We start from the raw sequence: 24,393 nt of genomic DNA, 5'->3' as shown, positions 1-24,393 counted from the left end.
CCGCGCCGACGCTGCTGCCCGGCGGCCGCCTGGTCACCGACCGGGACGCGCGCGCCGAGGTCGAGCGGACCTGGGGCCTGCCGGCCGGTGCGCTGCCCGGACGAGCCGGCCTGGACACCACGGGGATCGTCGCCGCGGCGGCCGCCGGCAAGCTCGACGGCCTGGTGGTCGGCGGCGTGCAGACCGACGACCTGCCCGACCCGGCGCTCGCCGAGGCGGCGCTGGACAAGGCGGGCTTCGTGATCAGCCTCGAGCTGCGGGCCAGCGCGGTCACCGAGCGCGCGGACGTCGTGCTCCCGGTCGCGCCCGCGGTCGAGAAGTCCGGCACCTTCCTCAACTGGGAGGGCCGCCGCCGCGACTTCGGCACAACCATCGAGGGCACCGGCTCGCTGTCGGACTGCCGAGTGCTCGACACGCTCGGCGTCGAGATGGACGTCGACCTGTTCACCCAGACCCCGCAGGCGGCCGCCGCGGACCTCGCCCGGCTGCCCGCGGTTTCACGTGCCGCATCCCCGCCCACCGCGACCGTGGCTCCGGCACCGGAGCTCGCCGATGGCCAGGCGCTGCTCGCCACCTGGCGGCGGCTGCTGGACAACGGCGCGCTGCAGTCCGACGAGCCGCACCTCGCCGGCACCGCACGGCCCACCGTCGCCCGGCTCTCGCCGGCCACCGCGCAGCGGATCGGCCTGGGCGGCAATCCCGCGGTGACCGTCAAGACCGAGCGCGGTTCGATCACCCTGCCGGCCGAGCTGGCGGACCTGCCGGACGGGGTCGTCTGGCTGCCAACCAACTCCGGCCCGGCCACCACCCGGCGCACGCTCGTCGCCGGCCACGGCGACGTCGTCTCGGTCAGCGCGGAGAACCTGCTGACCGGCTCGACGAGTACTGATGGGGGCGAGTCAGCGTGACAGGCATTGTCACAAGGCCGAGTGCTCCCCATCCGCACCTAAGGGGAACGGGACGCAAACCGGCCACAAGTACGTGGTCAACGGTGAGGTCATTTCCCAGCGCAACCAACACCTTGAATTCCGGGGAGGCGGGATGACTCGCGCCGAGCTACTTGCCGACGATCCGCTCTGGCTGATCCTGATCAAGGTCGTCATCGTCCTGCTGATCGGGCCGATCCTGACGATCTTCCTGATCATCTGGGAGCGCAAGGCGATCGGTCGGATGCAGCAGCGGCCTGGCCCGAACCGGGTCGGCCCCGGCGGCTACCTGCAGTCCATCGCGGACGCGATCAAGCTGCCGTTCAAGGAGCAGATCATCCCGGCCGGCGCGGACCGGAAGGTGTACTTCCTCGCCCCGGTCATCGTGGTGATCCCCGCGATCATGGCGTTCTCGGTGATGCCGTTCGGCCCGCAGGTGTCGATCTTCGGCGAGCAGACCGTGCTGCAGCTGGTCGACCTGCCGGTCGGTGTGCTCCTCGTGCTGGCCTGCTCCTCGGTCGGCGTCTACGGCATCGTGCTCGCCGGCTGGTCGTCCGGCTCGCCCTACCCGCTGCTCGGCGGGCTGCGCTCGGCCGCGCAGGTGATCTCCTACGAGATCGCGATGGGTCTGTCGATCGTCTCCGTCGTGCTCTACGCGCAGTCGCTGTCCACCGGCGACATCGTTCAGGCACAGGCCAGCGGTTGGTACTTCTACCTGCTGATACCGAGCTTCCTGATCTACCTCGTCTCGATGGTCGGCGAGACCAACCGGGCGCCGTTCGACCTGCCGGAGGCGGAGTCGGAGCTGGTCGGCGGGTTCCACACCGAGTACAGCTCGATGAAGTTCGCGCTGTTCTTCCTCGCCGAGTACGTGAACATGGTGATCGTCTGCGCGTTCGCGACGACGCTGTTCCTCGGCGGCTACATGGCGCCCTGGCCGATCTCGCTGATCAACGACAACTACTTCAACACCGGCTGGTGGCCGATCCTCTGGTTCTTCGGCAAGACCTTCTTCTTGCTGTTCTGCTTCATCTGGGTGCGCGCCACGCTGCCCCGGTACCGCTACGACCAGTTCATGCGGATCGGCTGGAAGGTCCTGGTGCCGGCCAACCTGGTCTGGATCGTGCTGATCGCGGGTCTGCGCACGCTGCGCGGCGAGAGCGAGGTCTCCACCGGCCAGATCCTCACCTACGGCGGCATCGTGCTGCTGGTGGTCGTGGCGCTGGGCTTCGTGTTCGACCGCGGCACCCGCGGCGTGGAGGACGACGACCAGGTGCCGATCACCGGCGGCGGCTATCCGGTCCCGCCGCTCGACCTGGAGATACCCGAGCCGACCAAGCGCAAGGCGGTCCGCGGCCGCCGGTCGGCGCGGCGCCGGCCGGCCACCGTCGGTACCGGCACCGGTGCGCGGCCGGACGCCGGGAAGGAGTCAGACGATGGGGATCTTTGATCCGCTGAAGGGCTTCGGGGTCACCTTCTCGACGATGTTCAAGAAGGTCGTCACCGAGGAGTACCCCGAGATCGGCGCACCCGCCGCGCCCCGCTACCACGGTCGCCACCAGCTCAACCGGCACCCGGACGGGCTGGAGAAGTGCGTCGGCTGCGAGCTGTGCGCCTGGGCGTGCCCGGCCGACGCGATCTTCGTGGAGGGCGCGGACAACACCGACGAGGCGCGCTTCTCGCCCGGTGAGCGCTACGGCGCGGACTACCAGATCAACTACCTGCGGTGCATCGGCTGCGGCCTGTGCATCGAGGCCTGCCCGACCCGGTCGCTGACGATGATCAACGACTACGAGATCGCGGACGACAACCGGCAGGACCTGATCTGGACCAAGGAGGACCTGCTCGCCCCGCTGCTGAAGGGGATGGAGCAGCCGCCGCACCCGATGCGCCTCGGTGACACCGAGCAGGACTACTACGTCGACGCGCCGCAGCTGGCCCGCAAGTGGGGCTACCCCGACCCGGTGAAGGGGGAGGTCAAGTGACCCCGGCAGTGCTGCTGGCCGACGCCGTGCTCGCCCAGGGCGTGCAGAACACCATGTCCACCGGTGAGGCCGTCTCCTTCTGGGTGCTGGGCCCGCTGGCCCTGTTCGGCGCGCTCGGCATGATCTTCGCGAAGAACGCGGTGCACTCGGCGCTGTTCCTGGTGCTGACGATGCTCTCGCTCGGCGTGATGTACATGGTCCAGCAGGCGCCGTTCCTCGGCTTCGTGCAGATCATCGTCTACACCGGCGCGATCATGATGCTGTTCCTGTTCGTGCTGATGCTGGTCGGCAAGGACTCTTCGGACTCGGTGGTCGAGGTCCTGCGCGGGCAGCGGTTCGCCGCGACCGTGCTGGGCGTCGCCCTCGCCGCCCTCGTGGTCGGCGCGATCGCCCGGTCGCTGACCTCGGTCACGCCGGTCGGGCTGACCGGCGAGCAGGCCAACGGCGGCAACGGGAACGTGGAGAACATCGGCCGCTCGATCTTCACCGACTGGCTGTTCCCGTTCGAGCTCACCTCCGCACTGCTGATCACCGCCGCGGTCGGCGCGATGGTGCTCGGCTACGTCGACCGGCACACCCGCGGCCGCAAGACCCAGCGCGAGCTCGTCGAGGCCCGCTTCCGCGGAGAGCACGACCGCCCGTCGCCGCTGCCCGGCCCGGGCGTGTTCGCCACCTCGTCCTCGGTCGCCACGCCGGCGCTGCTCCCGGACGGCTCGGTCGCGCCGGAGTCGCTGTCCCGGCTGATCGACTCGGCCGCCGCGGAGGAGTTCGAGGAGGAGCGCAGGGCCGTCGCCGGCACCGGCCCCACCGCCGAGGGCCGCGCGCTGAATCCCTCGTCCACGACGGACGGAGAGTCCGCATGACCCTTCCGGTGTCTGAGCCGCGTGTCTGCCAACCGCGCCTAAGGGGAACGGGACGCAAACCGGCCACAGGTACGTGGTCGACGGGAATGTTGTTTCCCAACGAGACCAGGCGTTTGAATTCCGGGGAGGCGGCACTGTGACTCCTACCGTCTACCTCTTGCTCTCCGCGCTGCTGTTCACCGTCGGCGCGGTCGGCGTCCTGGTGCGGCGCAACGCCATCGTGGTGTTCATGTGCATCGAGCTGATGCTGAACGCGGTGAACCTGTCCCTGGTGACGTTCGCGCGGATCAACGGCTCGCTCGACGGCCAGATCATGGCGTTCTTCGTGATGGTGGTTGCCGCAGCGGAGGTCGTGGTCGGTCTCGCGATCATCATGTCGATCTTCCGCACCCGCCGCTCGGCCTCGGTCGACGACTCCAACCTGCTGAAGTACTGAGGGGAAGGCCGTGACTGCAACACACCTGGCGGCACAGCAGGTCGCCGAGGTAACCGAGGCGACCGGTCTGGCCGGGTCGGCCTGGCTGCTGGTGCTGTTCCCGGTGATCGGCGCCGTGGTGCTGCTGCTCGGCGGCCGGCGCACCGACGCGTGGGGCCACCTGCTGGGCTGCCTGACCATCGTCGCGTCGTTCGTCTACGGCCTGCTGCTGTTCTTCTCCAGCACCGGGATGGCCGAGTCCGAGCGGGTCCAGAACGTCTCGATGTTCGACTGGATCCCGGTCGAGCAGCTGCAGGTCGAGTTCGGCATGCGGATCGACCCGCTGTCGATCAGCTTCGTGCTGCTGATCACCGGCGTCGGCGCGCTGATCCACATCTACTCGATCGGCTACATGGCCGAGGACGCCGACCGGCGACGCTTCTTCGGGTACTTCAACCTGTTCGTCGCCGCGATGCTGATCCTGGTGCTGGGCAACGGGTTCGTGACGCTCTACCTCGGCTGGGAGGGCGTGGGCCTCGCGTCGTACCTGCTCATCGGCTGGTACACGAACCGCCCGTCCGCGGCGACCGCGGCCAAGAAGGCGTTCCTGATGAACCGGGTCGGCGACGTCGGCCTGGCGCTGGCGATCTTCATCATGTTCGCGGAGCTCGGCACGACCCAGTACACCGAGGTGTTCGCGAGCCTCGACGAGCTCTCGCCCGCGACGCTCACCGCGCTGACGCTGCTGCTCCTGCTGGGCGCCTGCGGCAAGTCCGGCCAGTTCCCGCTGCAGGCGTGGTTGCCGGACGCGATGGAGGGCCCGACCCCGGTCTCGGCCCTGATCCACGCGGCGACGATGGTCACCGCCGGCGTCTATCTCGTGGCCCGGGCCAACCCGATCTACATGCAGAGCGAGGACGGCCGGCTCGTCGTCGTCATCATCGGCGCGATCACGCTGCTGCTCGGGGCGATCATCGGCTGCGCGTACGACGACATCAAGAAGGTCCTCGCGTACTCCACGGTCAGCCAGATCGGCTACATGATGCTCGCCGTCGGCCTCGGCCCGTTCGGGTTCGCGCTGGGCATCATGCACCTGCTCACGCACGGCTTCTTCAAGGCCGGGCTCTTCCTCGGCGCCGGGTCGGTCATGCACGCCATGAACGACGAGGTCGACATGCGCAAGTACGGCGGGCTGGCGCGGCTCATGCCGGTCACGTTCGCCACGTTCGGCCTCGGCTACCTCGCGCTGATCGGCATCCCGCCGTTCTCCGGCTTCTTCTCCAAGGACGCGATCATCGAGGCGGCCTTCGGCGAGGAGGGCTGGCGTGGCTGGGTGTTCGGTGGCGCGGCGCTGCTCGCGGCCGGCCTGACCGCGTTCTACATGACGCGCCTGATGCTGATGACGTTCTTCGGCAAGCAGCGGTGGAAGGAGCTGAAGTCCTCCGACGGCAGGGACTTCCACCCGCACGAGTCGCCGGCCGTGATGACCGTGCCGATGATCCTGCTGGCGGTCGGCTCGGTCGGCGCGGGCTGGTTCTTCGCGGGCGGCGACCTGCTGGCCGAGTGGCTCTCGCCCTCGCTGGGCGCGCTCGAGGAGGCCGAGCACACCGTCCTCGACCACAGCCTGATCCCGTGGCTGACGGTCGGCCTGTCGCTGCTCGGCGTCCTGATCGCGTGGCTGGTCGTCGGCCGCCGCGAGGTGCCGGTCGAGGCGCCGGAGCGGGTGTCGTTCCCGGTGCGCGCGGCCCGCAAGGACCTGTACGGCAACGCACTGAACGAGGCGCTGGTCGCCCGGCCGGGCACCTGGCTCGCGCGCGCACTGGTCTACGTGGACAACAAGGGAGTTGACGGGCTGGTGAACGGCATCGCCGCCACACTCGGCGGCAGCTCCGGCCGATTGCGCAGGACGCAGACCGGGTTCGTCCGCTCGTACGCGGCGACCATGCTCGGCGGCTCGATCCTGGTACTGATCGCATTCTTGGCAGTGAGGTACGCGTGATGACCTCCTCTTCCTCTGCGGTGCTGCTGGTCCTGCTGTTGCTGGTTCCGCTGTTGGGCGCGCTCGTGGTCGCCTTCCTGCGGGACAACGACACGCTCGCCAAGCAGACGGCGCTCGGCTTCTCGATCGCCGAGTTCGGCGTCGCCATCGCGGCCTGGTTCTCCTATGACCCGGACGGCGCGCGCCTGCAGCAGTACTTCTCGGTCGACTGGATCCCCGCGTTCGGCGTGCACCTGTCGTTCGGCGTGGACGGCATCGCGCTGGTCATGATCGCGGTGATCGGCCTGCTGGTGCCGCTGGTGATCGGCGCCGGCTGGACGGAGAAGCTGCCGGCCGAGCGCAGCGCGGGCGGGTTCCTGTCGCTGATCCTGCTGCAGCAGGCGCTCACGGTCGGCGTGTTCGCCGCGACCGACGTCTTCGTGTTCTACGTGCTGTTCGAGATCATGCTGATCCCGATGTACTTCCTGATCGGGAACTACGGCGGCCCGCGCCGGCAGTACGCGGCGATGAAGTTCTTCCTGTACTCCTTCCTCGGCGGCCTGATCATGCTGGCCTCGGTGATCGGCGCCTACTCGATGGCGTCCGACGAGCTGGGCTCGGGCACGTTCGACTGGGCCACGCTCGTCGAGGTGGTCAGCGACGCGCCGCTGGAGAACCAGATCTGGATCTTCCTGGGCTTCTTCCTCGCGTTCGCGGTGAAGGCGCCGCTGGTGCCGCTGCACACCTGGCTGCCGGACGCCGCCGCGGAGGCGCCGATCGGCGTCGCCGTGCTGCTGGTCGGCATCCTGGACAAGGTCGGCACGTTCGGCTTCCTGCGCTACCTGCTGCCGATGACCCCGGACGCCAGCACGACGCTCGCGCCGCTGGTGCTCGTGATGGGCGTGGCCGGCATCCTCTACGGCGCGCTGCTGGCGACCATGCAGCGCGACATGAAGCGGTTCATCGCGTACGTGTCGATCGCGCACTTCGGCTTCATCGCGCTCGGCATCTTCGCGTTCACGGCCCAGTCGGAGGTCGGCGCGGTGACCTACATGGTCAACCACTCGATCGCGACCGGCATGCTGATCCTGGTGATCGGCATGGTCATCGCCCGCGGCGGCTCCACGCTCATCGCGGACTACGGCGGCATGGCCAAGCTGACCCCGGTGCTCGGCGGCGTGTTCCTGGTCGCCGCCCTGGCCACGCTGTCGCTGCCCGGCACGAACTCGTTCATCAGCGAGTTCCTGGTGCTGGTCGGGTCCTACGGCAACGAGCCGGTCTACACGATCCTCGCCACGATCGGCATGATCCTCGCCGCGATGTACGTGCTGTGGGTCTACCAGCGGGTGTTCCACGGCCCGGTGCGCGGCAACGCGCTCGTCGGCGTCGCCGGCGGGCCGGGCACCGCGATCGCCCCCGAGGTCGGCGCGCGCAAGGCGATCCTGGACCTCGACGTCCGGGAGAAGCTCGTGCTCGCCCCGCTCCTGGCGCTGGTCGTGGGCATCGGCTTCTACCCGGCGCCACTGCTCGACGTGATCACTCCGACCGTGGACGCCACCCTCGAGGCGGTCGGCATTTCGGACGGAGGCAACTGAGTTGTCCGCACTCGTTTCCACCGGCGTCTTCCTCGCCCAGGAGGGCAAGGAGACGCTCGCGCCGATCAACTACCCGGCGATCCTGCCGATGTTGGTCATTCTCGGCGCGGCCTGCGTCGGGGTGCTGTTCGAGGCGTTCCTGCCCCGTCACCAGCGTTGGCAGGCGCAGGTTTTCCTGACCCTGCTGGCCCTGGTCGGCGCCGGCCTGGCGATGGCGGTCTACGTGACCGACGCGCCGTCCGCCGGCGAGACGACGCTGTCCAACACGATCGCGGTCGACCGCCCGGCGCTGTTCCTGTGGGGCACGCTGCTCGCGCTCGCGCTCGGCTCGGTACTGATGATCGCGGACCGCTCGGTGGAGCCCGGCGGCGCGTTCGTGGCCACCGCGGCGATCCGGCCGGGCACCGTGCAGGACCGCGAGCAGCGGCTGGGCGCGCACCCGGCCCGGCGCGACGCGGCCCGGTACCAGATGCAGACCGAGGTCTTCCCGCTGACGCTGTTCGCGCTCGGCGGCATGATGGTCTTCTGCTCGGCGAACGACCTGCTGACGATGTTCGTGGCGCTCGAGGTGCTGAGCCTGCCGCTGTACCTGATGTGCGGCCTGGCGCGGCGGCGGCGGCTGCTGTCGCAGGAGGCGGCGGTCAAGTACTTCCTGCTCGGCGCGTTCGCGTCGGCGTTCTTCCTGTACGGGCTGGCCCTGCTGTACGGCTACTCGGGCTCGGTGCGGCTGGCGGACATCGCCAACGCGGCGGCGGGCACGGACCGGTCGGACACGCTGCTGTTCGGCGGCATGGCGCTGCTGGTCGTCGGGCTGCTGTTCAAGGGCTCGGTGGGCCCGTTCCACGCGTGGACCCCGGACGTCTACCAGGGCGCGCCGACGCCGATCACGGCGTTCATGGCGGCCTGCACCAAGGTGGCGGCGTTCGGCGGAATCCTGCGGGTGCTGTCGGTGGGCCTGGAGTCCACGCGCTGGGAGTGGCGCGGCGTGCTCTGGGGCGTGGCGATCGTGTCGATGATCATCGGTGCGGTGCTGGGCCTCACCCAGACCGACATCAAGCGGATGATCGCGTACTCCTCGGTGGCGCACGCCGGCTTCCTGCTGATCGGCGCCATCGTGCTGACGCCCGACGGCGTCTCGTCGACGCTGTTCTACCTGCTGGCCTACGGCTTCACCACGATGGCCACGTTCGGCGTGATCTCGCTGGTCCGCGACGCCGACGGCGAGGCGACGCACCTGTCCCAATGGGCGGGCCTGGCGAAACGGTCGCCGCTCGTGGCGGCCGTGTTCACCTTCCTGTTGCTCGCGCTGGCCGGCATCCCGCTGACCTCGGGCTTCATCGGCAAGTTCGTGGTGTTCTCGGCGGCCCTGTCGGACGGGATGGCCCCGCTCGTGGTGGTCGCGCTGGTGGCCTCCGCGATCGCGGCGTTCTTCTACCTGCGGGTGATCGTGCTGATGTACTTCAGCGAGCCGGCACCCGACGGTCCGACGGTGACCGTGCCGGGCGCGTTCACCACGGCGGCGATCACCCTGGGGGTCGTGGTGACGTTGCTGCTGGGCCTCGTCCCGGCGTTCGCGCTGGACTGGGCCAACGCGGGCAACTTCGCGCTGCAGTAGCCGGACCTTGGCTCGTCGTGGTGGTGAGAACCGCCACCCCGAGGCGCCCGAAACGCCTCCTCGAATGACCCGGACATTAGGCTGTGACCAGGAATTCGAGGTGGGGAGCGATGCCGACGTGACAGCAGACCATGCCGTGCCGCGGCTACCCGCGTCGCTCGGACTGGACCGGGCCGACCCAGCGCTCGTCGAGTCCGTCGGGGGCGGGCTCGTCAAGGTCGAGCAGCTGCTGCACACCGTCGTCCGCAGCGACGTCGAGTTCGTCAACGAGGCGGCCACGCACCTGGTGCGGGCCGGCGGCAAGCGCTTCCGCCCGCTGTTCACCCTGCTGGCCGCCACCGTGTCCGGCGAGATCGACGACGACGTCGTCACCGCCGCGGCCGCGGTCGAGCTCGTCCACCTCGCCACGCTCTACCACGACGACGTCATGGACGAGGCGACCATGCGCCGCGGCGAGGCGAGCGTCAACGCCCGCTGGGACAACACGATCGCCATCCTGACCGGCGACTTCCTCTTCGCCCACGCGTCAGGCCTCGTCGCGAACCTCGGCAGCCAGGCCGCGCGCATCATCGCCGAGACCATGGGCGAGCTGGTCACCGGGCAGATGCGCGAGACCGTCGGCCCGCTCCCCGGCGACGACCCGGTCGTTCACTACCTCGCCGTCATCGGGCAGAAGACCGGCTCGCTCATCGCCACCGCCGGCCGCTACGGCGGCATGTTCTCCGGCGCGTCGGCCGAGCACATCGAGGCGCTGCACCGCTTCGGCGAGCTGATCGGCACCGCGTTCCAGATCTCCGACGACATCATCGACATCGCGTCACCGGCCGACGAGTCCGGCAAGACCCCAGGTACCGACCTCCGCGAGGGCGTGCTCACCCTGCCGATGCTCTACGCGCTGTCGGCCGAGTACACCGGCACCGAGCCCGACCCCCGGCTGCGCGAGCTGCTCGCCGCCCCGATCACCGACGACGACCTCGTCGACGAGGCGTTGACGCTGCTCAGGAAGTCGCCCGGGCTCGAACAGGCGGGCCGCACCCTCAGCGAGTACGCCGACCGCGCCCGTGCGGAGCTGGCCGGGCTGCCGAAATGCCCGGCTCGCGAGGCACTGGACATGCTGGCACGCTACGTGGTAGCCCGTACCCGGTGAGCCACGCTCCCGTGGTCACGCAGCGTGTCGCGGGTGCGAAAACCGACCGGCTGGTGTCGGTCGTCCCGCCGACCGCAGTAGCCTGAGCACCGCTTGCAGCGTCGCGGCGGCGCGCGGAGGGAGTTATACCCATGCCGATCTTCGGGCAGGTCTGGTTGTGGAGTTCGCTGGCCTTCCTACTCGGCGCGCTCCTCTGCTGGGCACTGGTCGCGTTGCCGGCACGCAGGCGAGTGGGTGAGCTCGAGGCCGAGCTCTCCACGCGGTTCCGCCGCCAGCCCGCGGACCAGTCCGAGTCCAGGCACCGGGCGCGCGACGACGAGTACGACAAGTACGGGCGGTACGACGACTACAAGGACCGCGCCCCCGTGCCGAGCCCGCAGGACGAGCCGCTCGCGCGCGCCTACGCCCTGCCCCGCCGCGAGCCGGCCGACGTCCCCCGCATCCGCTCCGCGTTCGACAGCCTGTCCGCGCCGCCCGAGACGGACACGGCCGACACCGAGCTCGCCGACACCTCGCGCGCGGAGACCACCCAGTACCTCGGCATCGCGTCCGGGGCGGGCGGGATCGAGGCGCCACCAGAAGTGCCGGCTCAGCCCGACCGCCGCGGCTGGTTCGACGACGACGAGAGGTCCGGCGAACGCGAGCCGCTGGAGGCGATGAGCCGGCTGCGCGCGGCAGAGCCGCCCGACGTCGACGGGCGCCTGGTCGACGACGACGCCGAGGCGCCGCCCGCGGGCACGGTCTTCACCCAGCACACCCATCCGATCCCGGGCGAGGTGATCCGCCGGCTCGACGAGTCCGCGCCGGCCGAGCCGCGCGTGGACGAGCCGGCGGACGCGCTCGTGGACGACCTCGCCGACGAGGACGCCGCGAGCCCGGTGGCGCCGACCCTCGGCTCCGACATGGTCGCCACGCCGAAGGAGCCGAAAACCGAGATTCGTCGGACTCCGGAGGTAACCTCGCAGCCGATGCCGGGAGCAGTGTCGACGCCGACCGCAGCGGCCGACGGCGCGCAGGGCCAGACCGAGGTCATGCCTGCGGCTCGCATCACCGAAGCGCCTCCCGAGGTGATGCCACCGAGCGGACGACGGTCCGGCGCCGAGCAGAGCCGACAAGGGACCGACGAGCCGAAGATCATGCCTGGAGTGACCGTCCGCGCCGACCAGGGGAGCGCCAACCCCTTACCGAAGCGCGTACCGAACAAGCCACGCGGACACACGCCGTTCGGCGTGGAGACGGCCAAGCCGGAGCCCTTGCCCGAGGGCGAGTCCGCCCGGGCGCTGTTCGAGCCGATCGTGCCGGCCGAGGACTCGCCGGTCGTGCCGCCCCCACACCGGATCCGCGGCGACGGCAACGGCCGCGGTCCGTTCGGCCCCGGCTCGGCCATGCCGTTGCCCGGCGGCGCGTCGCCGTCGCCGGAGTTCACGATCAAGGCGAGCGTGAGCGCGCTGCGGTACTGCACGCCCGAGTCGCCGCAGTTCGGCCGCACCGTCGCCGAGGTGTGGTTCAAGTCTCCGGCCGACGCGGAGCGGGTTGGTTTCCGCCCGGTTGGCTGAGATTGACGCCGGAAAAAGTCGCGATCACCTGGTGCCCTATTGTTCTCGCCACATCGGTGATCGTGACCCAGCCCGTCGTTCGCTAGGAGGCAGGCGCCGTGAAGTGGTTCACTCGGCTGTTCGGCAAGCGCAAGTCGTCCGCGGTGCCGGACACCCCGACCACGGCGGCCAAGCCGGCTGAGACACCGACCCCGGAGCCGGCAACGGCACCAGAGTCGGACGCGTCAGCCGAGACCACGGCCACCGAGCCGGTCTCCGAGACTGCGTCCGAGTCGGAGTCCGAGACGGCGGAAGCGGTCAAGGACGAAGAGCCGGCCGACGAGCCCGCGGAGCTGCCCGCCGGCCCGGCGATCAGCACGCTCGACCGCGAGCGCGAGGCCGCGCTGCTTTCCGAGTCCTCCACCGCGGAGGAGACTCCCGCCGCCGAGGACACCCCGGCAGCCGAGGAAGCCGCCGCCGGCAAGAAGTCCGCCGAGCCGCCGACCTTCTCCGCCGGCGCGCCGGTCGCCGCCGAGCCCGCCGTGGCGCCGGAGGAGACCCCGGCCGCCGAGGACACCCCGGCAGCCGAGGAAGCCGCCGCTGGCAAGAAGGTCGCCCCGGAGCCCGTCGCCGAGACCCCGGCCGCCGGCTCGACCGTGGCCGAGGTCGTGGACGCGCCCGCCGCCGGCGAGGAAGGCCCCTTCGGACCCGGGTCGGCCAAGCCGCTGCCCGACGGCAGCGCGCCCGGCGAGGAGTTCACCGTGAAGGGCAAGCGTTCCTCGAAGCTCTTCCACACGGCCGCGTCGCCCTACTTCGGCCGCACCAAGGCCGACGTCTGGTTCAAGACGCCGGCCGACGCCGAGAGCGCCGGCTTCTCCGCCTGGAACCACAAGAAGAAGGCGGCCGCCAAGTAGCTAGCTCAGCTGACCGTCCAGGTGTCGTTCCCGTTGAGCAGCGCCTGGAGGTTCGGCGGCTTCGCCTCGGCCGCGTGGGTGACCTGGGCTCGTGCGGCGTCGTCGTAGCTGGGGCGGTTGATGTTGCGGTAGATGCCGGTGACGACGTGGCCGAGGTCCTGGGTGGAGAGCCTGGACAGGGCGAAGGCGTAGGACGGGTCGTCGAGAGTGGCGTCGTGCACGACGATCTCGTGTTGGCCGATGTCGGCGGTTTTGGTGATGTCCAGGCCGTAGTCGGTGCGGATGACCGCGTGATCACCATCAGTGCCGAACACGATGGGTTCCCCGTGTTGGAGCGGGATGAGGCGTTGTTCCTTCTGGCCGGGTTCTTTCAGCACGTCGAAGGCGCCGTCGTTGAAGATCGGGCAGTTCTGGTAGATCTCCACCAACGCCGACCCCCGGTGCGCCGCAGCGGCGGCCAAAATCTCGGTGAGTTGTGTGCGGTCGTTGTCCAGGGTGCGGGCCACAAAGGTTGCTTCGGCGCCGAGGGCGAGGGACAGCGGGTTGAACGGGTGGTCCAGCGAGCCCATCGGGGTGGACTTGGTCAGCTTGCCCTCCTCCGACGTGGGGGAGTACTGGCCCTTGGTCAACCCGTAGATCCGGTTGTTGAACAACAAGATCGTCATGTTCACGTTACGGCGCAACGCGTGAATCAGATGATTCCCACCGATCGAGAGCGCGTCACCGTCCCCGGTGACCACCCACACCGACAAGTCCGGGCGGGTGACGGCGAGACCGGTGGCGATCGCGGGGGCGCGGCCGTGGATGGAATGCATGCCGTAGGTGTTCATGTAGTACGGAAACCGCGAGGAACAGCCGATCCCGGAGATGAACACGATGTTCTCCCGCTTCAACCCCAGACTGGGGAGGAAGGCTTGCATCGCGTTCAACACCACATAGTCACCACACCCCGGACACCACCGCACCTCCTGATCCGACTTGAAGTCCTTGGCCTTCTGCGGCTCGTCGGTGGTGGGCACGTTGACCAGCCCGCCAAGCTCGGGCAGTCCGAGGTCCACGGCGGTCATGCCGGAACTCCTTCCAACTGGTTCAGATGCTCGGTGAGCACGTGCTGCAGCTCCTCGGCCTTGAACGGCAGGCCCGCGACCTTGTTGTAGGGCACCGCGTCCACGAGGAACCGGCCGCGGATCAGCAGCGCGAGCTGACCCAGGTTCATCTCCGGGATGACCACGCGGTCGTAGGAGCGCAACACCTCGCCGAGGTTGGCGGGGAACGGGTTCAGGTGACGCAGGTGCGCCTGGGCGATCGTGAGGCCCTGGCCGCGCACCCGCCGGCAGGCGGCGCCGATCGGGCCGTAGGTCGAGCCCCAGCCGAGCACGAGCAGCCGGGCGTCGCCGGTCGGGTCGTCCACCTCGAGGTCCGGCACGTCGATACCGTCCACTTTGGCCTGACGGAGCCGGACCATGCGGTCGTGGTTGTCCGGGTCGTAGGAGATGTTGCCCTTGCCGTCGGCCTTCTCCAGCCCGCCGATCCGGTGCTGCAGTCCGGCCGTGCCGGGGATGGCCCACTCGCGGGCGAGCGTGTCGGTGTCGCGGACGTACGGCCAGTGCTCGTCGCCGCCGTCGAGCGCGTTCGGCTCCTTGGCGAAGGTGACTCGCAGGTCCGGCAGGTTCTCGACGTTCGGGATCAACCACGGCTCCGAGCCGGTCGCGATCGCGCCGTCGGACAGCAGCAGCACCGGGGTCCGGTAGGTCAGCGCGATCCGCGTCGCCTCCAGTGCGGCGGCGAAGCAGTCGCCGGGTGACTGCGGCGCGATGATCGGCACCGGCGACTCGCCGTTGCGCCCGAACATCGCCTGCAGCAGGTCCGCCTGCTCGGTCTTGGTCGGCAGCCCGGTCGACGGCCCGCCGCGCTGCACGTCGATGACGACGAGCGGCAGCTCCGACATCACCGCGAGGCCGATTGTCTCCGACTTGAGCGCGATGCCCGGGCCGGACGTCGTGGTCACGCCGAGCGAGCCGCCGTAGGCCGCGCCGAGCGCGGCACCCACGCCGGCGATCTCGTCCTCGGCCTGCATCGTGGTGATGTCGAAGTTCTTGTGCTTGGACAGCTCGTGCAGGATGTCCGACGCCGGCGTGATCGGGTAGCTGCCGAGCAGCACGGGCAGCCCGGAGCACTGGCCGGCCGCGACGAGCCCGTAGGCCAGCGCCATGTTGCCAGTGATCTGCCGGTAGGTGCCGGGTGGGAACTCGGCCGGCGGGACGTCGTAGGTGACCGTGAAGGACTCGGTGGTCTCGCCGTAGTTCCAGCCCGCGCGGAACGCCAGCACGTTGGCCTCGGCGATCTCGGGCTTGCGGGCGAACTTCTCCCGCAGGAACCGCTCGGTGCGCTCGGTCGGCCGGTGGTACATCCACGACAGCAGGCCCAGCGCGAACATGTTCTTCGACCGTTCGGCGTCCTTCTTCGAGAGGCCGGTCTCCTTGAGCGCGCCCTGCGTCAGCGTCGCCATCTGCACCGCGAAGACCTGGAAGTTCGACAGCGAGTCGTCCTCGAGGGGGTTGCTGTCGTAGCCGACCTTGGTCAGGTTGCGCTTGCTGAACTCGTCGGTGTTGACGATGACCGTGCCGCCGACGGGCAGGTCGGCGATGTTGGCCTTGAGCGCGGCGGGGTTCATCGCGACGAGGACGTCGGGCCGGTCGCCGGGCGTGAGGATGTCGTAGTCGGCGAAGTGGATCTGGAAGCTGGAGACGCCGGGGAGAGTGCCCGCTGGGGCGCGGATCTCGGCGGGGAAGTTGGGCAGCGTTGCCAGGTCGTTACCGAACGCGGCGGCTTCCGAGGTGAACCGGTCGCCGGTCAGCTGCATGCCGTCGCCCGAGTCGCCGGCGAATCTCACCACCACCCGGTCGAGCTTGGTAACGGTGGTGGCCCGCGTACTCGCCAGCTCGCCGTTTCCCCCGTTCTCCTCGTTCCCGCTGGTATCCATGATCCTCTCGGTCCCTCCGTCGCACGACTTCGTGCTCACGCCCTCAACCCTATCCGCGCCGGCACCAGGAGGTTGCCGGGTACGGAATGTTCGCGGCTCAGCTCACACACGGACGTCTCAGATCGTGGGAGCTCCGTTACACCTAGCGGGACGACCGCGGGTCGACCTCCGGTGCCGGCGGTCGGTCGAGCAGCCTGGAGAGCACGACCGTGGAGACGGTCCGGTCGATCATGTCGACCGCGCGGAGGCGTTCGAGGGCGTCCTCGAGGTGGTGGATGCTGCCCGCGCGCAGGTGCACGATGGCGTCGGCCGCGCCGGAGACCGTGTAGGCGGCGACGACCTCCGGGAGGGGGAGCAGGCGGGCGCGGATGCGGTCCGGGGTGACGTTGCCGATGCAGTGGACCTCGACGAACGCCTCCGTGCCCCAGCCGAGCGCCTCGGGGTTGACGACGGCGGTGAAGCCGCGCAGGACGCCGGTGTCGAGCAGCCGGTCGACGCGGCGTTTGACGGCCGGCGCGGACAGTCCGACCGCCTTGCCGATCTCGGAGTAGCTGGAGCGCGCGTCGGCCACGAGCTGAGAAATGATTCGCTGATCTATCGTGTCCACGCGCAACATTCTGCCGGTCTGACGGCGCCAATGCGACATTGTTCGCTGGTCATGCGCGCGTCTACATTGGAATCATGCGCGAGTCGACCGAGCGACGCTACCTGATGTGCGAGCCGACGTACTTCACCGTCGAGTACTCGATCAACCCGTGGATGGACCCGAGCCAGCCCGTGTCGACTGAGCTGGCCGTAAAGGAGTGGACCGAGCTGGCGGACACCTACCGCCGCTGGGGCCACAAGGTCGAGTTCATCCAGCCCCAGCGGGGCCTGCCGGACATGGTGTTCGCCGCCAACTCGGGGACCGTGGTCGATGGCCACGTGCTGGGCGCCCGTTTCCGGGCCCGACAGCGAGCCGCCGAGGCCGACTACTTCCGCCGCTGGTTCCTGGACCACGGTTACCGCGACGTGATCATGCCGACCAAGACCAACGAGGCCGAGGGCGACTTCACCTGGACCGGCGAGGTGCTGCTGGCCGGCACCGGCTTCCGCACCGACCCCGGCGCGCACGCCGAGGCGCAGGAGATCCTGGGCGTGCCGGTGGTGTCGCTGCACCTCGTCGACCCGCGCTTCTACCACCTGGACACGGCGCTGTGCGTCCTGTCTCCCGCCCGCGCCGGCCGCGCGGCACACGTGGCGTACTACCCGGAGGCGTTCTCCCCAGGCTCCCAACGGGTCCTGTACCGCCTCTTCCCGGACGCGATCATCGCCACCCCCGCGGACGCGGAGTGCCTGGGCCTGAACGCGGTGTCCGACGGCCGCAACGTTGTCCTCCCGATGGAAGCCACGCACCTGGCGGACCAGCTGATCAACCACGGCTACGAACCGTCGTTCGTGGACATCTCCGAACTACGCAAGTCTGGCGGCGGCCCAAAGTGCTGCACGCTAGAACTTCGGGACTAAATCGCTAACTCTCTGACCTGCGCAAACAGCCGGTCAATCCGCTCGTTGGACGCCGAACGGGAGCCATCAGGCGCGCCGCCGCCCGCGAGCTGGCGACGGTAGCGCCACCACCGGCGGCGCGTTCAGTTCCTTAGTCTGCCGATACCGACGCGGTGCGAGACTGGTCCGACGGCACCTCAGCCACGGTGCGCCACCAGCGACGCGATGCCACCGCGGCCAGTGCGGCGCCGGCGGCGTTGACGAGTACGTCGTCCACGGAGGAAACCCGGTCAAGCCGCAGGACGTACTGTGCCGTTTCGACCAGAACCGAGCAGCCCGCCCCCAGCGCCAGGATCCGCGGCACGGACGCCAGCGCCGCGAACCGCATCGGGGCGAAGAACCCCAGTGCCGCGAAGATCAGCAGGTTGCCGGCGATCCCGATCGGGCCCATCGTGAGCAGGTCCCGCAGCGGCACCAGGCTCACCCGGCCGGGGACGATGCCGGCCCCCGAGCCCGGCATCGTGGTCATCCACACCAACGGCACCGTCCCGTAGACCATACCCACCTCGGCCAGCGACATCCGCCACGCCGAGGCGACGCCAGCGGCACGTCGACGGCGCGCAAGAACCCACACCACCAGCCCTGCCAGCGGCAGCCCGGCCAGCGTCATGAGCACCACGCCGTTGAACGTGTCGAAGCAGCCGTGCCACCGTCCTGCCATACACGTCGGAGCGGCCATCGTGAGCGGTCGCCGCACGGCGTACACCGCGCCCGCCAGGCCGAGGATCGCCAGGCTGACTAGCACGATCCTGCGCGTACGGCGGGGCGGTGCTGACAGGGATGCGCTCTGCTTCACGCCCCCATTAGAGACGGAGCTCCGTCGCAACGGCGTACGCGTTCGGCTACAGCCGCGCTACAGAATCTCGGCACCTCGGCCGGACTGGTGCTCCCTCGGCCTCGATCGTCTAACGCCGGCTCCGGGACGGCCTGTACGAGGGAGCGGGGGAGGAGATCGCTCAGCGCTCGAACTTCGCGATCCACTCGGGGGGCGACTCGGCGAGCGACAGACTGTTGCCGTCCGGATCGAGTACGTCCACGTGGCGCACGCCGTTGCCGTAGGTCTCCACCGGCTCGTGCTCGATGCCGTTCGCGGCGAGGCGGGCCAGGATGTCGTCGAGGTCGGTCACCCCGAAGGTGACCATCGCCCCGCCGACCCGCTCGGCGCGCACGTCGCGGTCGTCGATGACGATCCACGCGTTCTCGCCGACCTGCCACAGGTACTCCTCGCCGATGACCTCGTCCGCCGGCCGCCCGAAGAACACCTCGAACCACGCCACCGCCCTGGCTCGGTCGCTCACGCACATCACGCTGTACAGGTCCACGAGGACTCCTCCCGTCGTCTCGCATGGTTGGACCACGACAGCCATCGAAACTCATCGGAATCGCGGCAGCGCGGAACCATCACGGAACAAGCGCCCGGAATGAGCCGCGGAGCGACACAAAGAGGCAGGTCAGAGCACTGCAGCGACGATGGCGAGGCTGCGCAGCTGCTCGTCGGTGCGCCACGAGAAGAGGCGCGGCGGCTCGTGCTCGTCGTCGATGGGGCCTTCGGCACTCTCGTTCCCGCCGTACACGCCGACGAAGAACAGCCCGCCCGGGCGCAGGATCGCCCGAACCGCCGCCAGGACCGCGGGCAGGTCGCAGTTGGGTACGTGCAGCAGACAGTTCATCGCGAACACCGCGTCGAACGAGGCCTCGATGCCCTTGGCCCGGCAGCGCTCGACCATCGCCGTCGACAGGTCGGTCGTGACCACGGTGAAGCCTTCCTCCTGGAAGTGGGCGCTGTCCTGCCCGTGCCGGCACCGGGCAGGTATCGACGATTGTCAGGTCACTTCTTGACGCGGTAGCGCAGGTGGGTCACGCCGGTGCCCTGGACTACCGCGGTCGGCCCCTCGAACTCCACCGGCGTGCTGGCGAGCGAGGGGAACAGCGGCTTCCCGGCGCCCAGCACGACAGGCACCAGCTCCACGCCGACCTCGTCCAGCAAGCCCGCCTCCAGGCACTGCCGGGCCATCTCGCCGCCGTTGACGATCACGTCCTTCTCTCCGGCCAGCTCCCTCGCCTTGGCGACCGCCGCCTCGATGCCGCCCGTGACGAAGGCGAAGTTCTCGTCGTCCTCCGGGCGGTCGTCGGGGCGGCGGTGGGTGAGCACGACCGTCGTCACGTCGATCGGGTGGCGGCCGCCCCATGCGTTGGTCATGTCGTACAGGTAGCGGCCGACCACGAGCGCGCCGGCGTTGCCCCACTCGCGCCTGACCAGCTCGGCACTCGCGGCGGAGAGGCGGACCGGCGGCACCGCGGGGCTGGCCGACGGGATCTCGACATCGCCGTTCCCGTACCACTGGAACAGCAGGTCGAAGCCGCTCTCGTCGGGGCCGGCGATGTAGCCGTCGAGTGACATCGTGGCGCCGGTGACGACCTTGGTCATGGGAACCGAACTCCTTCGTGGTGGCGAACTGGGACTCACCGACACGTCGAAGCAGCGCCCCGCGGTTCGACAGCCGGCCGTCCGAAGAACATCCCGCACCACTCGACCGCCTTCGTCCGGTCGCGCACGCACATGACGCTGTACAGGTCCATGGACGATTTGACCACCGCCGCGACCGAACTCACCGGAGCGGGACCGCGCCCGAGCACATGAGCCGCGCCCAATGGATCCGGTCGCCCCTCGTCTCGTAGTACATCTGCTGCTCCATCAGCGCCTCGCCCGACGGCGTGCGCAGGTGCAGGCGGTAGGCGACGTGCCGGCGCGTCGACACCTCCCCGGTCGTCGTCCACAGCAGGGCCAGCACCTCGTCCTGCGGGTCCAGCCAGTGGTCGAACAGCACCTCGAGGAGCTCCTGGTGGTCGTTCGCCTCCCAGAACCGCCGCGGTGTCATCGCCCGGAAGTCCAGGTCGGATGCCATCACCGCGCGCACGGCAGCCGGATCCTTCGCCGCCAGCGCCCTCGCGAAGGAGGTGCCGAGGTCGGTCAGGGCTTCGGTCATGGCGCGGATTCTGCGCGCGCCGCCGCGGCAACGCCATCCCGGTCAGGGTCGACAAGTACCCAACTATTTGAAAGGATACTTTCGAAAGAGTTCCTTCAGAGAAGAGGTCAGCGCGATGAGCGAGCTGCCGCCCCGCCGCAAGGTCCGCGACCTCGAGCTCATGGGCGCGCTCGCCCACCCACTGCGCGCCGGCCTCCTGCGCTATCTCATGGCCGTCGGGCCCCGCACCGCCAGCGAGTGCGCCGACGCGGTCGGGTCGACGGCCTCCAACTGCAGCTGGCATCTCCGCCAGCTCGCCAAGTTCGGCCTGGTCGAGCCCACCGACGGTGCCGACGGTCGGCAGCGACCATGGCGGGCCGCCGTTGTCGGGCTCGAGCTGGGCGCGCTGTCCGACGACCCGACCGCCCGCGCCGCCCAGCTCGCCGTCTTCGGCACCGCCCACGCCGAGGAGCAGACGCTCACCCAGCGCTACCTCGACCGCTCCGACGACCTCGGCCCCGAATGGCGCGACGCCGCGGCCCTCGACAGCTACTCGCTCACCGTCACCGCCGACGAGCTCGCCGACCTGACCCGGCAGGTCGACGCCCTGCTCCGCCCCTACGTCAGCACCATCCGCGCGGACCCGCCGCCCGACGCGAGACCCGTCTACGCCGGCTTCCGCGCCTTCCCCCGGCTCGAGCGATGACCCGACGTACGCGCACGAGAGACGGCGACGGGCGGGCTATGACCCGGCTCTGGCTCGCCGCCGTCTGCTCCGAGACCGGCGAGTGGATGCTCCAGATCGCCCTGCCGATCCTCGTCTACCAGGCCACCGGCTCGGCCGCGTCCACCGCCGCGATGATGATCCTCGGGCTGGTCCCGGCCGTCCTGCTGAGCCCCGCAGCCGGCGTCCTCGCCGACCGGCTCGACCGGCGCAAGCTCCTCCTCGCCGTCTGCGTCGGCCAGGCCGTGGTCGCCGCCCCGCTGCTCGTCACCGACGGCGCCGCCTACCTCGTGATGGCCGGCCAGGCGAGCCTCGCCGCGCTCTTCGAACCCGCCCGCAACGCGCTCGTTCCCGACCTCGTCGGCCCGGACCGCGTCACCGCCGCGAACGGCCTGCTCGGCTCCGGCACCAACGTCTCCCGGCTCGCCGGCGCCTGGCTCGGCGGCGTCCTGTTCGCCACCGGCGGCATCGACACGGTCTACCTCGCCTACGCCGCCGTCCTCACGGTCGCCGCGCTCGCCCTCCTCAGGCCGTTCCACACAAAACGGCGGGAACCTGCCGAGAGACGCTCGCCCTGGCGCGAATGGCTCGACGGCCTCGACCTCATCCGCCGCGACCGCGGCCTCTGGGTCACCGGCACCTCGATGCTGCTGGGCGCGATCTCGCAGGGCATGTTCCTCGTCCTCTTCGTGCCGTTCGTGCTCGACGTGCTGCGCGCCGGCCCCGAGGGCGTCGGCCTGCTGCGCGGCGTGCAGGCGGTCGGCGGGCTCGTCGCGGGCGTCGGGATCGTCGTGCTCGCCCGCCGGGTCGCGCCGCATCGGCTGTTCGGCTGGGGCGCGGTCGCGTTCGGACTCCTGTCAGCGGTCGTGTGGAACGGGCCGTCGGTCACCGTCGCGCTCGGTGTCTACATCGGACTGTTCGCGGCGAGCGGCGTGCCCGGGGTCGTGATCCAGTCGGGCCTGCTGTCGGCGTTGCAGACCGCCGTGCCGCCCGCGGCCACGGGCCGGCTGATGAGCTCCGCGTACGCCACGCTCGCGCTCGGCAACACCGTCGGCATGCTGCTCGCCGGCATGCTCGCCGACGTCGCCGGCGACACCGTCCTGCTCGACGCACAGGCCGCGATCTACGTGCTGGCCGGCATCCTGGTGCTGGTGATCAGGCCGAAGTCAGCCCAGCACGCGCCCCACGCCGCCGTAGCCGAGCAGGCGAGCCGCTGACGGCGTCGAGGCGCGATCCGGCCGCCACTCGTCGAGCAGCGTCAGCCCCGGCTCGACCAGCTCGGTGCCGGCGAACCAGCTCTCGATCGTGGCGCGGTCGCGCGCGGTGATCCGCTCGTCGGCGCTCTCGTACAGCCGCAACAGGTTCGCGAGCTCGGCCTTGGTCTCGGCGTCCGCCTCGTCCTGGCTCATCGTCGAGATCGCGAGGTAGCTGCCCGCCGGGCACGCCGCGCGGTAGGTCTTCACCAGCCCGGCCGGGTCGGCCTCGTCGTCGATGAACAGCAGCAGTCCGACGATGAGCAGCCCGACCGGCTGGGAGAAGTCGATCAGCCTGGCCACCTCCGCGTGGTCGAGCACGGCGCGAGGGTCGCGGACGTCGGCCCACACGATCGTCGCGTCGTCGTTGTCCTTCAGCAGCTCGAAGCTGTGATGCACGGCGACCGGCTCGTTGTCCACGTAGACCACGCGCGCGCTCGGGTCGGCGCGCTGCACGATCTCGTGCACGTTGCCGACCGTCGGGATCCCGGAGCCGAGGTCGAGGAACTGGCGCACGCCCTGGGCCAGCATGAAGTCCAGGACGCGGTGCAGCCACGCGCGGTTGATGCGGGCGACGTCCTTGACCCACGGCGCGAACTGCTCGACCTGCGACGCGAGCACGCGGTCCGGCTCGAAGTTGTGCGCGCCACCCAGGTGGAAGTCGTACATGCGAGCGGCGTTCGGCTTGCTCATGTCGATCTTCGGCACGTCCGTCGGGGGTTGTGGCCTCATGGCGGACTCCAGATGTAGGTGGTGAATCACTGCCTAGACGCGCACGAGCATCGTAACGGCGTCGGCAATGCTCGTCTCGCCCGTGCTGCCGGTGGCCAGCCGGCGCAGCTGCATGCCCGCGAGCAGCGCGACGACCGGTCCGGCCGTGCGCTCGGGCTCGGGTAGGCCCAGGCCACGCAGGATGGTGACGGCGATCCGGTCGTAGGCGGCGAAGCACTCGGCCGCCGCGTCGCGCAGGCTGGGGTCGCGGCCGGCTTGGATGTACAGCTCGAGCGGGGCGATCTCCTCGTGGCCGAACCGGGTGTGCAGCGCGACCTGCTCGACGAGCGCGGCCGCCTCCGCGAGCGACGGTGTGCCGAGGTGGTGCTCGGCCACGGCGGCCAGCCGCGCGGTCTCCTCGGCGACGAACAGCAGCATGGCCTCCCGCAGCAGCTCGTGCTGCGTCGCGAAGTGGTAGGTGATCGAGCCGAGCGACACCTCCGCCTCGCGCGCCACCCGCCGGTTGGTCACCCCCGCGACGCCGTCCGTGCCGATCACCCGCAGCACCGCGTGGAGGATCCGCTCCCGGGTGGTCACGAGACGGGCGGCGTGCGGTCGGCCCAGTGCAGGACCGACTCGAGCTGCGCGGCCAGCGAGATCAGCCGCTCCTCGCCGCCCGCCGGGCCGAGCAGCTGCGCGCCCACCGGCAGGCCGGCGTCGGTCAGTCCGGCCGGGACGTTCATGCCCGGCCAGCCGAGTACGTTCCACGGCCAGGTGTACGGGCAGGCCGTGATCACCGTCCGGTCGGTGCCCCAGCCGGTCAGCCCGTCGATGGCGCCGACCGGCAGCGGGGGTGCGGCCGCGGTGGGCGCGAGCACCATGTCGACCCGGTCGAAGATCCGGCCCACCTTCCGCTGGAAGAACCCCAGCGACCGGGTGGAGAACCGCAGCGCGCGGCCGGCGAGCCGCGAGCCCATCCGACCGGCGTCGCGGGTGCGGAAGTCGAGCAGCTCCTGGTCCGGCGTCATGCCGCACCAGTCGTGCACGCCGGCCAGCGAGCGGGGGAGGAAGTTGAGCCCGATCATCCCGTACCGCGGCTCGGCGACGACGATCTCGTGGCCCAGCTCGTGCAGCCGCCGCGCGACGCCGATGACGGCCGCGCGCACCTCCGGGTCCAGCCGCATCCCGCGGACCAGCGAGAACGCCGGGCGCAGCGAGAGTGCCACGCGCAGCCGGCC

General features: G+C 70.2%; 25 protein-coding genes. 14 read left to right on the top strand and 11 right to left on the bottom strand.

Annotated features, from left to right (window positions below; genetic code table 11):
* The 11 genes from ACRDSK_RS17340 to ACRDSK_RS17290 form a co-directional block, all read left to right on the top strand.
* Positions 1–908: molybdopterin dinucleotide binding domain-containing protein (locus tag ACRDSK_RS17340; RefSeq protein WP_431442081.1), on the top strand; the 908-nt coding region annotated here is incomplete at its 5' end.
* Positions 909–1,041: 133 nt separating this feature from the next.
* Positions 1,042–2,376: an NADH-quinone oxidoreductase subunit NuoH gene (nuoH, locus tag ACRDSK_RS17335; protein WP_431442080.1), complete on the top strand. Its 1,335-nt coding sequence runs from the start codon at positions 1,042–1,044 to the stop codon at positions 2,374–2,376.
* Positions 2,363–2,911 (top strand): NADH-quinone oxidoreductase subunit NuoI, encoded by a 549-nt coding sequence (gene nuoI, locus ACRDSK_RS17330; RefSeq protein ID WP_431442079.1) that lies wholly within the window; start codon positions 2,363–2,365, stop codon positions 2,909–2,911. The genes nuoH and nuoI overlap by 14 nt, the downstream gene beginning before the upstream one ends.
* Positions 2,908–3,774 (top strand): NADH-quinone oxidoreductase subunit J, encoded by an 867-nt coding sequence (locus ACRDSK_RS17325; protein ID WP_431442078.1) that lies wholly within the window; start codon positions 2,908–2,910, stop codon positions 3,772–3,774. Before nuoI ends, ACRDSK_RS17325 begins: the two co-directional genes overlap by 4 nt.
* A 136-nt stretch (positions 3,775–3,910) precedes the next feature.
* Positions 3,911–4,210 carry an NADH-quinone oxidoreductase subunit NuoK gene (gene nuoK, locus ACRDSK_RS17320; RefSeq protein ID WP_431442077.1) on the top strand — a complete coding sequence of 100 codons (300 nt, stop codon included), beginning with the start codon at positions 3,911–3,913 and terminating at the stop codon, positions 4,208–4,210.
* A gap of 67 nt (positions 4,211–4,277) precedes the next feature.
* The gene (gene nuoL, locus ACRDSK_RS17315; RefSeq protein WP_431442084.1) at positions 4,278–6,188 is read left to right on the top strand and encodes an NADH-quinone oxidoreductase subunit L; all 1,911 of its coding nucleotides are present in this window, start codon (positions 4,278–4,280) and stop codon (positions 6,186–6,188) included.
* Positions 6,188–7,762, top strand: coding sequence for an NADH-quinone oxidoreductase subunit M (locus ACRDSK_RS17310; RefSeq protein WP_431442076.1), 1,575 nt, complete (start codon positions 6,188–6,190; stop codon positions 7,760–7,762). Before nuoL ends, ACRDSK_RS17310 begins: the two co-directional genes overlap by 1 nt.
* Positions 7,763–7,826: 64 nt before the next feature.
* The gene (gene nuoN / locus ACRDSK_RS17305; RefSeq protein ID WP_431442083.1) at positions 7,827–9,377 is read left to right on the top strand and encodes an NADH-quinone oxidoreductase subunit NuoN; all 1,551 of its coding nucleotides are present in this window, start codon (positions 7,827–7,829) and stop codon (positions 9,375–9,377) included.
* A 118-nt stretch (positions 9,378–9,495) separates the two neighbouring features.
* Positions 9,496–10,524: a polyprenyl synthetase family protein gene (locus tag ACRDSK_RS17300; RefSeq protein ID WP_431442075.1), complete on the top strand. Its 1,029-nt coding sequence runs from the start codon at positions 9,496–9,498 to the stop codon at positions 10,522–10,524.
* Between the two features lie 131 nt (positions 10,525–10,655).
* Positions 10,656–12,080, top strand: a complete 1,425-nt coding sequence (locus ACRDSK_RS17295; RefSeq protein ID WP_431442074.1) for a hypothetical protein — start codon at positions 10,656–10,658, stop codon at positions 12,078–12,080.
* A 98-nt stretch (positions 12,081–12,178) separates the two neighbouring features.
* The gene (locus ACRDSK_RS17290) at positions 12,179–12,973 is read left to right on the top strand and encodes a hypothetical protein (RefSeq protein WP_431442073.1); all 795 of its coding nucleotides are present in this window, start codon (positions 12,179–12,181) and stop codon (positions 12,971–12,973) included.
* 5 nt (positions 12,974–12,978) lie between these two features.
* Here the strand turns inward: ACRDSK_RS17290 and ACRDSK_RS17285 are convergent, their stop codons facing one another.
* The 3 genes from ACRDSK_RS17285 to ACRDSK_RS17275 all read right to left on the bottom strand — a co-directional run bounded on the left by ACRDSK_RS17285 (position 12,979) and on the right by ACRDSK_RS17275 (position 16,563).
* Entirely contained in the window at positions 12,979–14,040 is a 1,062-nt protein-coding gene (locus ACRDSK_RS17285) for a 2-oxoacid:ferredoxin oxidoreductase subunit beta (RefSeq protein ID WP_431442072.1), read from the bottom strand.
* The gene (locus tag ACRDSK_RS17280; RefSeq protein ID WP_431442071.1) at positions 14,037–15,956 is read right to left on the bottom strand and encodes a 2-oxoacid:acceptor oxidoreductase subunit alpha; all 1,920 of its coding nucleotides are present in this window, start codon (positions 15,954–15,956) and stop codon (positions 14,037–14,039) included. The genes ACRDSK_RS17285 and ACRDSK_RS17280 overlap by 4 nt, the downstream gene beginning before the upstream one ends.
* A gap of 142 nt (positions 15,957–16,098) precedes the next feature.
* Positions 16,099–16,563 (bottom strand): Lrp/AsnC family transcriptional regulator, encoded by a 465-nt coding sequence (locus tag ACRDSK_RS17275; protein WP_431442070.1) that lies wholly within the window; start codon positions 16,561–16,563, stop codon positions 16,099–16,101.
* A 74-nt stretch (positions 16,564–16,637) separates the two neighbouring features.
* Here ACRDSK_RS17275 and ddaH point away from each other — a divergent pair, with 74 nt between their 5' ends.
* Positions 16,638–17,462 (top strand): dimethylargininase, encoded by an 825-nt coding sequence (gene ddaH, locus ACRDSK_RS17270; protein WP_431442069.1) that lies wholly within the window; start codon positions 16,638–16,640, stop codon positions 17,460–17,462.
* Between the two features lie 130 nt (positions 17,463–17,592).
* Here ddaH and ACRDSK_RS17265 read toward each other — a convergent pair whose 3' ends face one another.
* The 5 genes from ACRDSK_RS17265 to ACRDSK_RS17245 all read right to left on the bottom strand — a co-directional run bounded on the left by ACRDSK_RS17265 (position 17,593) and on the right by ACRDSK_RS17245 (position 20,488).
* Positions 17,593–18,246: a VanZ family protein gene (locus tag ACRDSK_RS17265; protein ID WP_431442068.1), complete on the bottom strand. Its 654-nt coding sequence runs from the start codon at positions 18,244–18,246 to the stop codon at positions 17,593–17,595.
* 211 nt (positions 18,247–18,457) lie between these two features.
* Positions 18,458–18,823 carry a VOC family protein gene (locus tag ACRDSK_RS17260; protein ID WP_431442067.1) on the bottom strand — a complete coding sequence of 122 codons (366 nt, stop codon included), beginning with the start codon at positions 18,821–18,823 and terminating at the stop codon, positions 18,458–18,460.
* Positions 18,824–18,952: 129 nt separating this feature from the next.
* Complete coding sequence (locus tag ACRDSK_RS17255) at positions 18,953–19,315, bottom strand: class I SAM-dependent methyltransferase (RefSeq protein ID WP_431442082.1); 363 nt, start codon at positions 19,313–19,315, stop codon at positions 18,953–18,955.
* A 14-nt stretch (positions 19,316–19,329) separates the two neighbouring features.
* A complete protein-coding gene (locus ACRDSK_RS17250; RefSeq protein ID WP_431442066.1) occupies positions 19,330–19,929 on the bottom strand; it encodes a dihydrofolate reductase family protein in 600 nt (199 codons plus the stop codon).
* A gap of 181 nt (positions 19,930–20,110) precedes the next feature.
* Entirely contained in the window at positions 20,111–20,488 is a 378-nt protein-coding gene (locus ACRDSK_RS17245; RefSeq protein WP_431442065.1) for a hypothetical protein, read from the bottom strand.
* A gap of 115 nt (positions 20,489–20,603) precedes the next feature.
* Between ACRDSK_RS17245 and ACRDSK_RS17240 the strand changes: the two genes are divergently transcribed.
* Together ACRDSK_RS17240 and ACRDSK_RS17235 are read left to right on the top strand one after the other, a co-directional pair.
* Positions 20,604–21,173: an ArsR/SmtB family transcription factor gene (locus tag ACRDSK_RS17240; RefSeq protein WP_431442064.1), complete on the top strand. Its 570-nt coding sequence runs from the start codon at positions 20,604–20,606 to the stop codon at positions 21,171–21,173.
* Positions 21,174–21,211: 38 nt separating this feature from the next.
* The gene (locus ACRDSK_RS17235) at positions 21,212–22,408 is read left to right on the top strand and encodes an MFS transporter (RefSeq protein ID WP_431442063.1); all 1,197 of its coding nucleotides are present in this window, start codon (positions 21,212–21,214) and stop codon (positions 22,406–22,408) included.
* Here the strand turns inward: ACRDSK_RS17235 and ACRDSK_RS17230 are convergent.
* The 3 genes from ACRDSK_RS17230 to ACRDSK_RS17220 form a co-directional block, all read right to left on the bottom strand.
* Positions 22,358–23,176, bottom strand: coding sequence for an SAM-dependent methyltransferase (locus ACRDSK_RS17230; protein WP_431442062.1), 819 nt, complete (start codon positions 23,174–23,176; stop codon positions 22,358–22,360). The genes ACRDSK_RS17235 and ACRDSK_RS17230 overlap by 51 nt on opposite strands.
* A gap of 33 nt (positions 23,177–23,209) precedes the next feature.
* The gene (locus ACRDSK_RS17225; protein ID WP_431442061.1) at positions 23,210–23,752 is read right to left on the bottom strand and encodes a TetR/AcrR family transcriptional regulator; all 543 of its coding nucleotides are present in this window, start codon (positions 23,750–23,752) and stop codon (positions 23,210–23,212) included.
* The coding region (locus ACRDSK_RS17220) for an amidase family protein (RefSeq protein ID WP_431442060.1) at positions 23,749–24,393 on the bottom strand (645 nt) is incomplete at its 5' end. The genes ACRDSK_RS17220 and ACRDSK_RS17225, both read right to left, overlap by 4 nt.

This window comes from Actinophytocola sp. (genome assembly GCF_050699915.1).
Classification (GTDB): Bacteria; Actinomycetota; Actinomycetes; order Mycobacteriales; family Pseudonocardiaceae; genus Actinophytocola.
The sequence above is the reverse complement of the archived record's forward strand: the minus strand, read 5'-3'. Positions and strand labels throughout refer to the sequence as shown.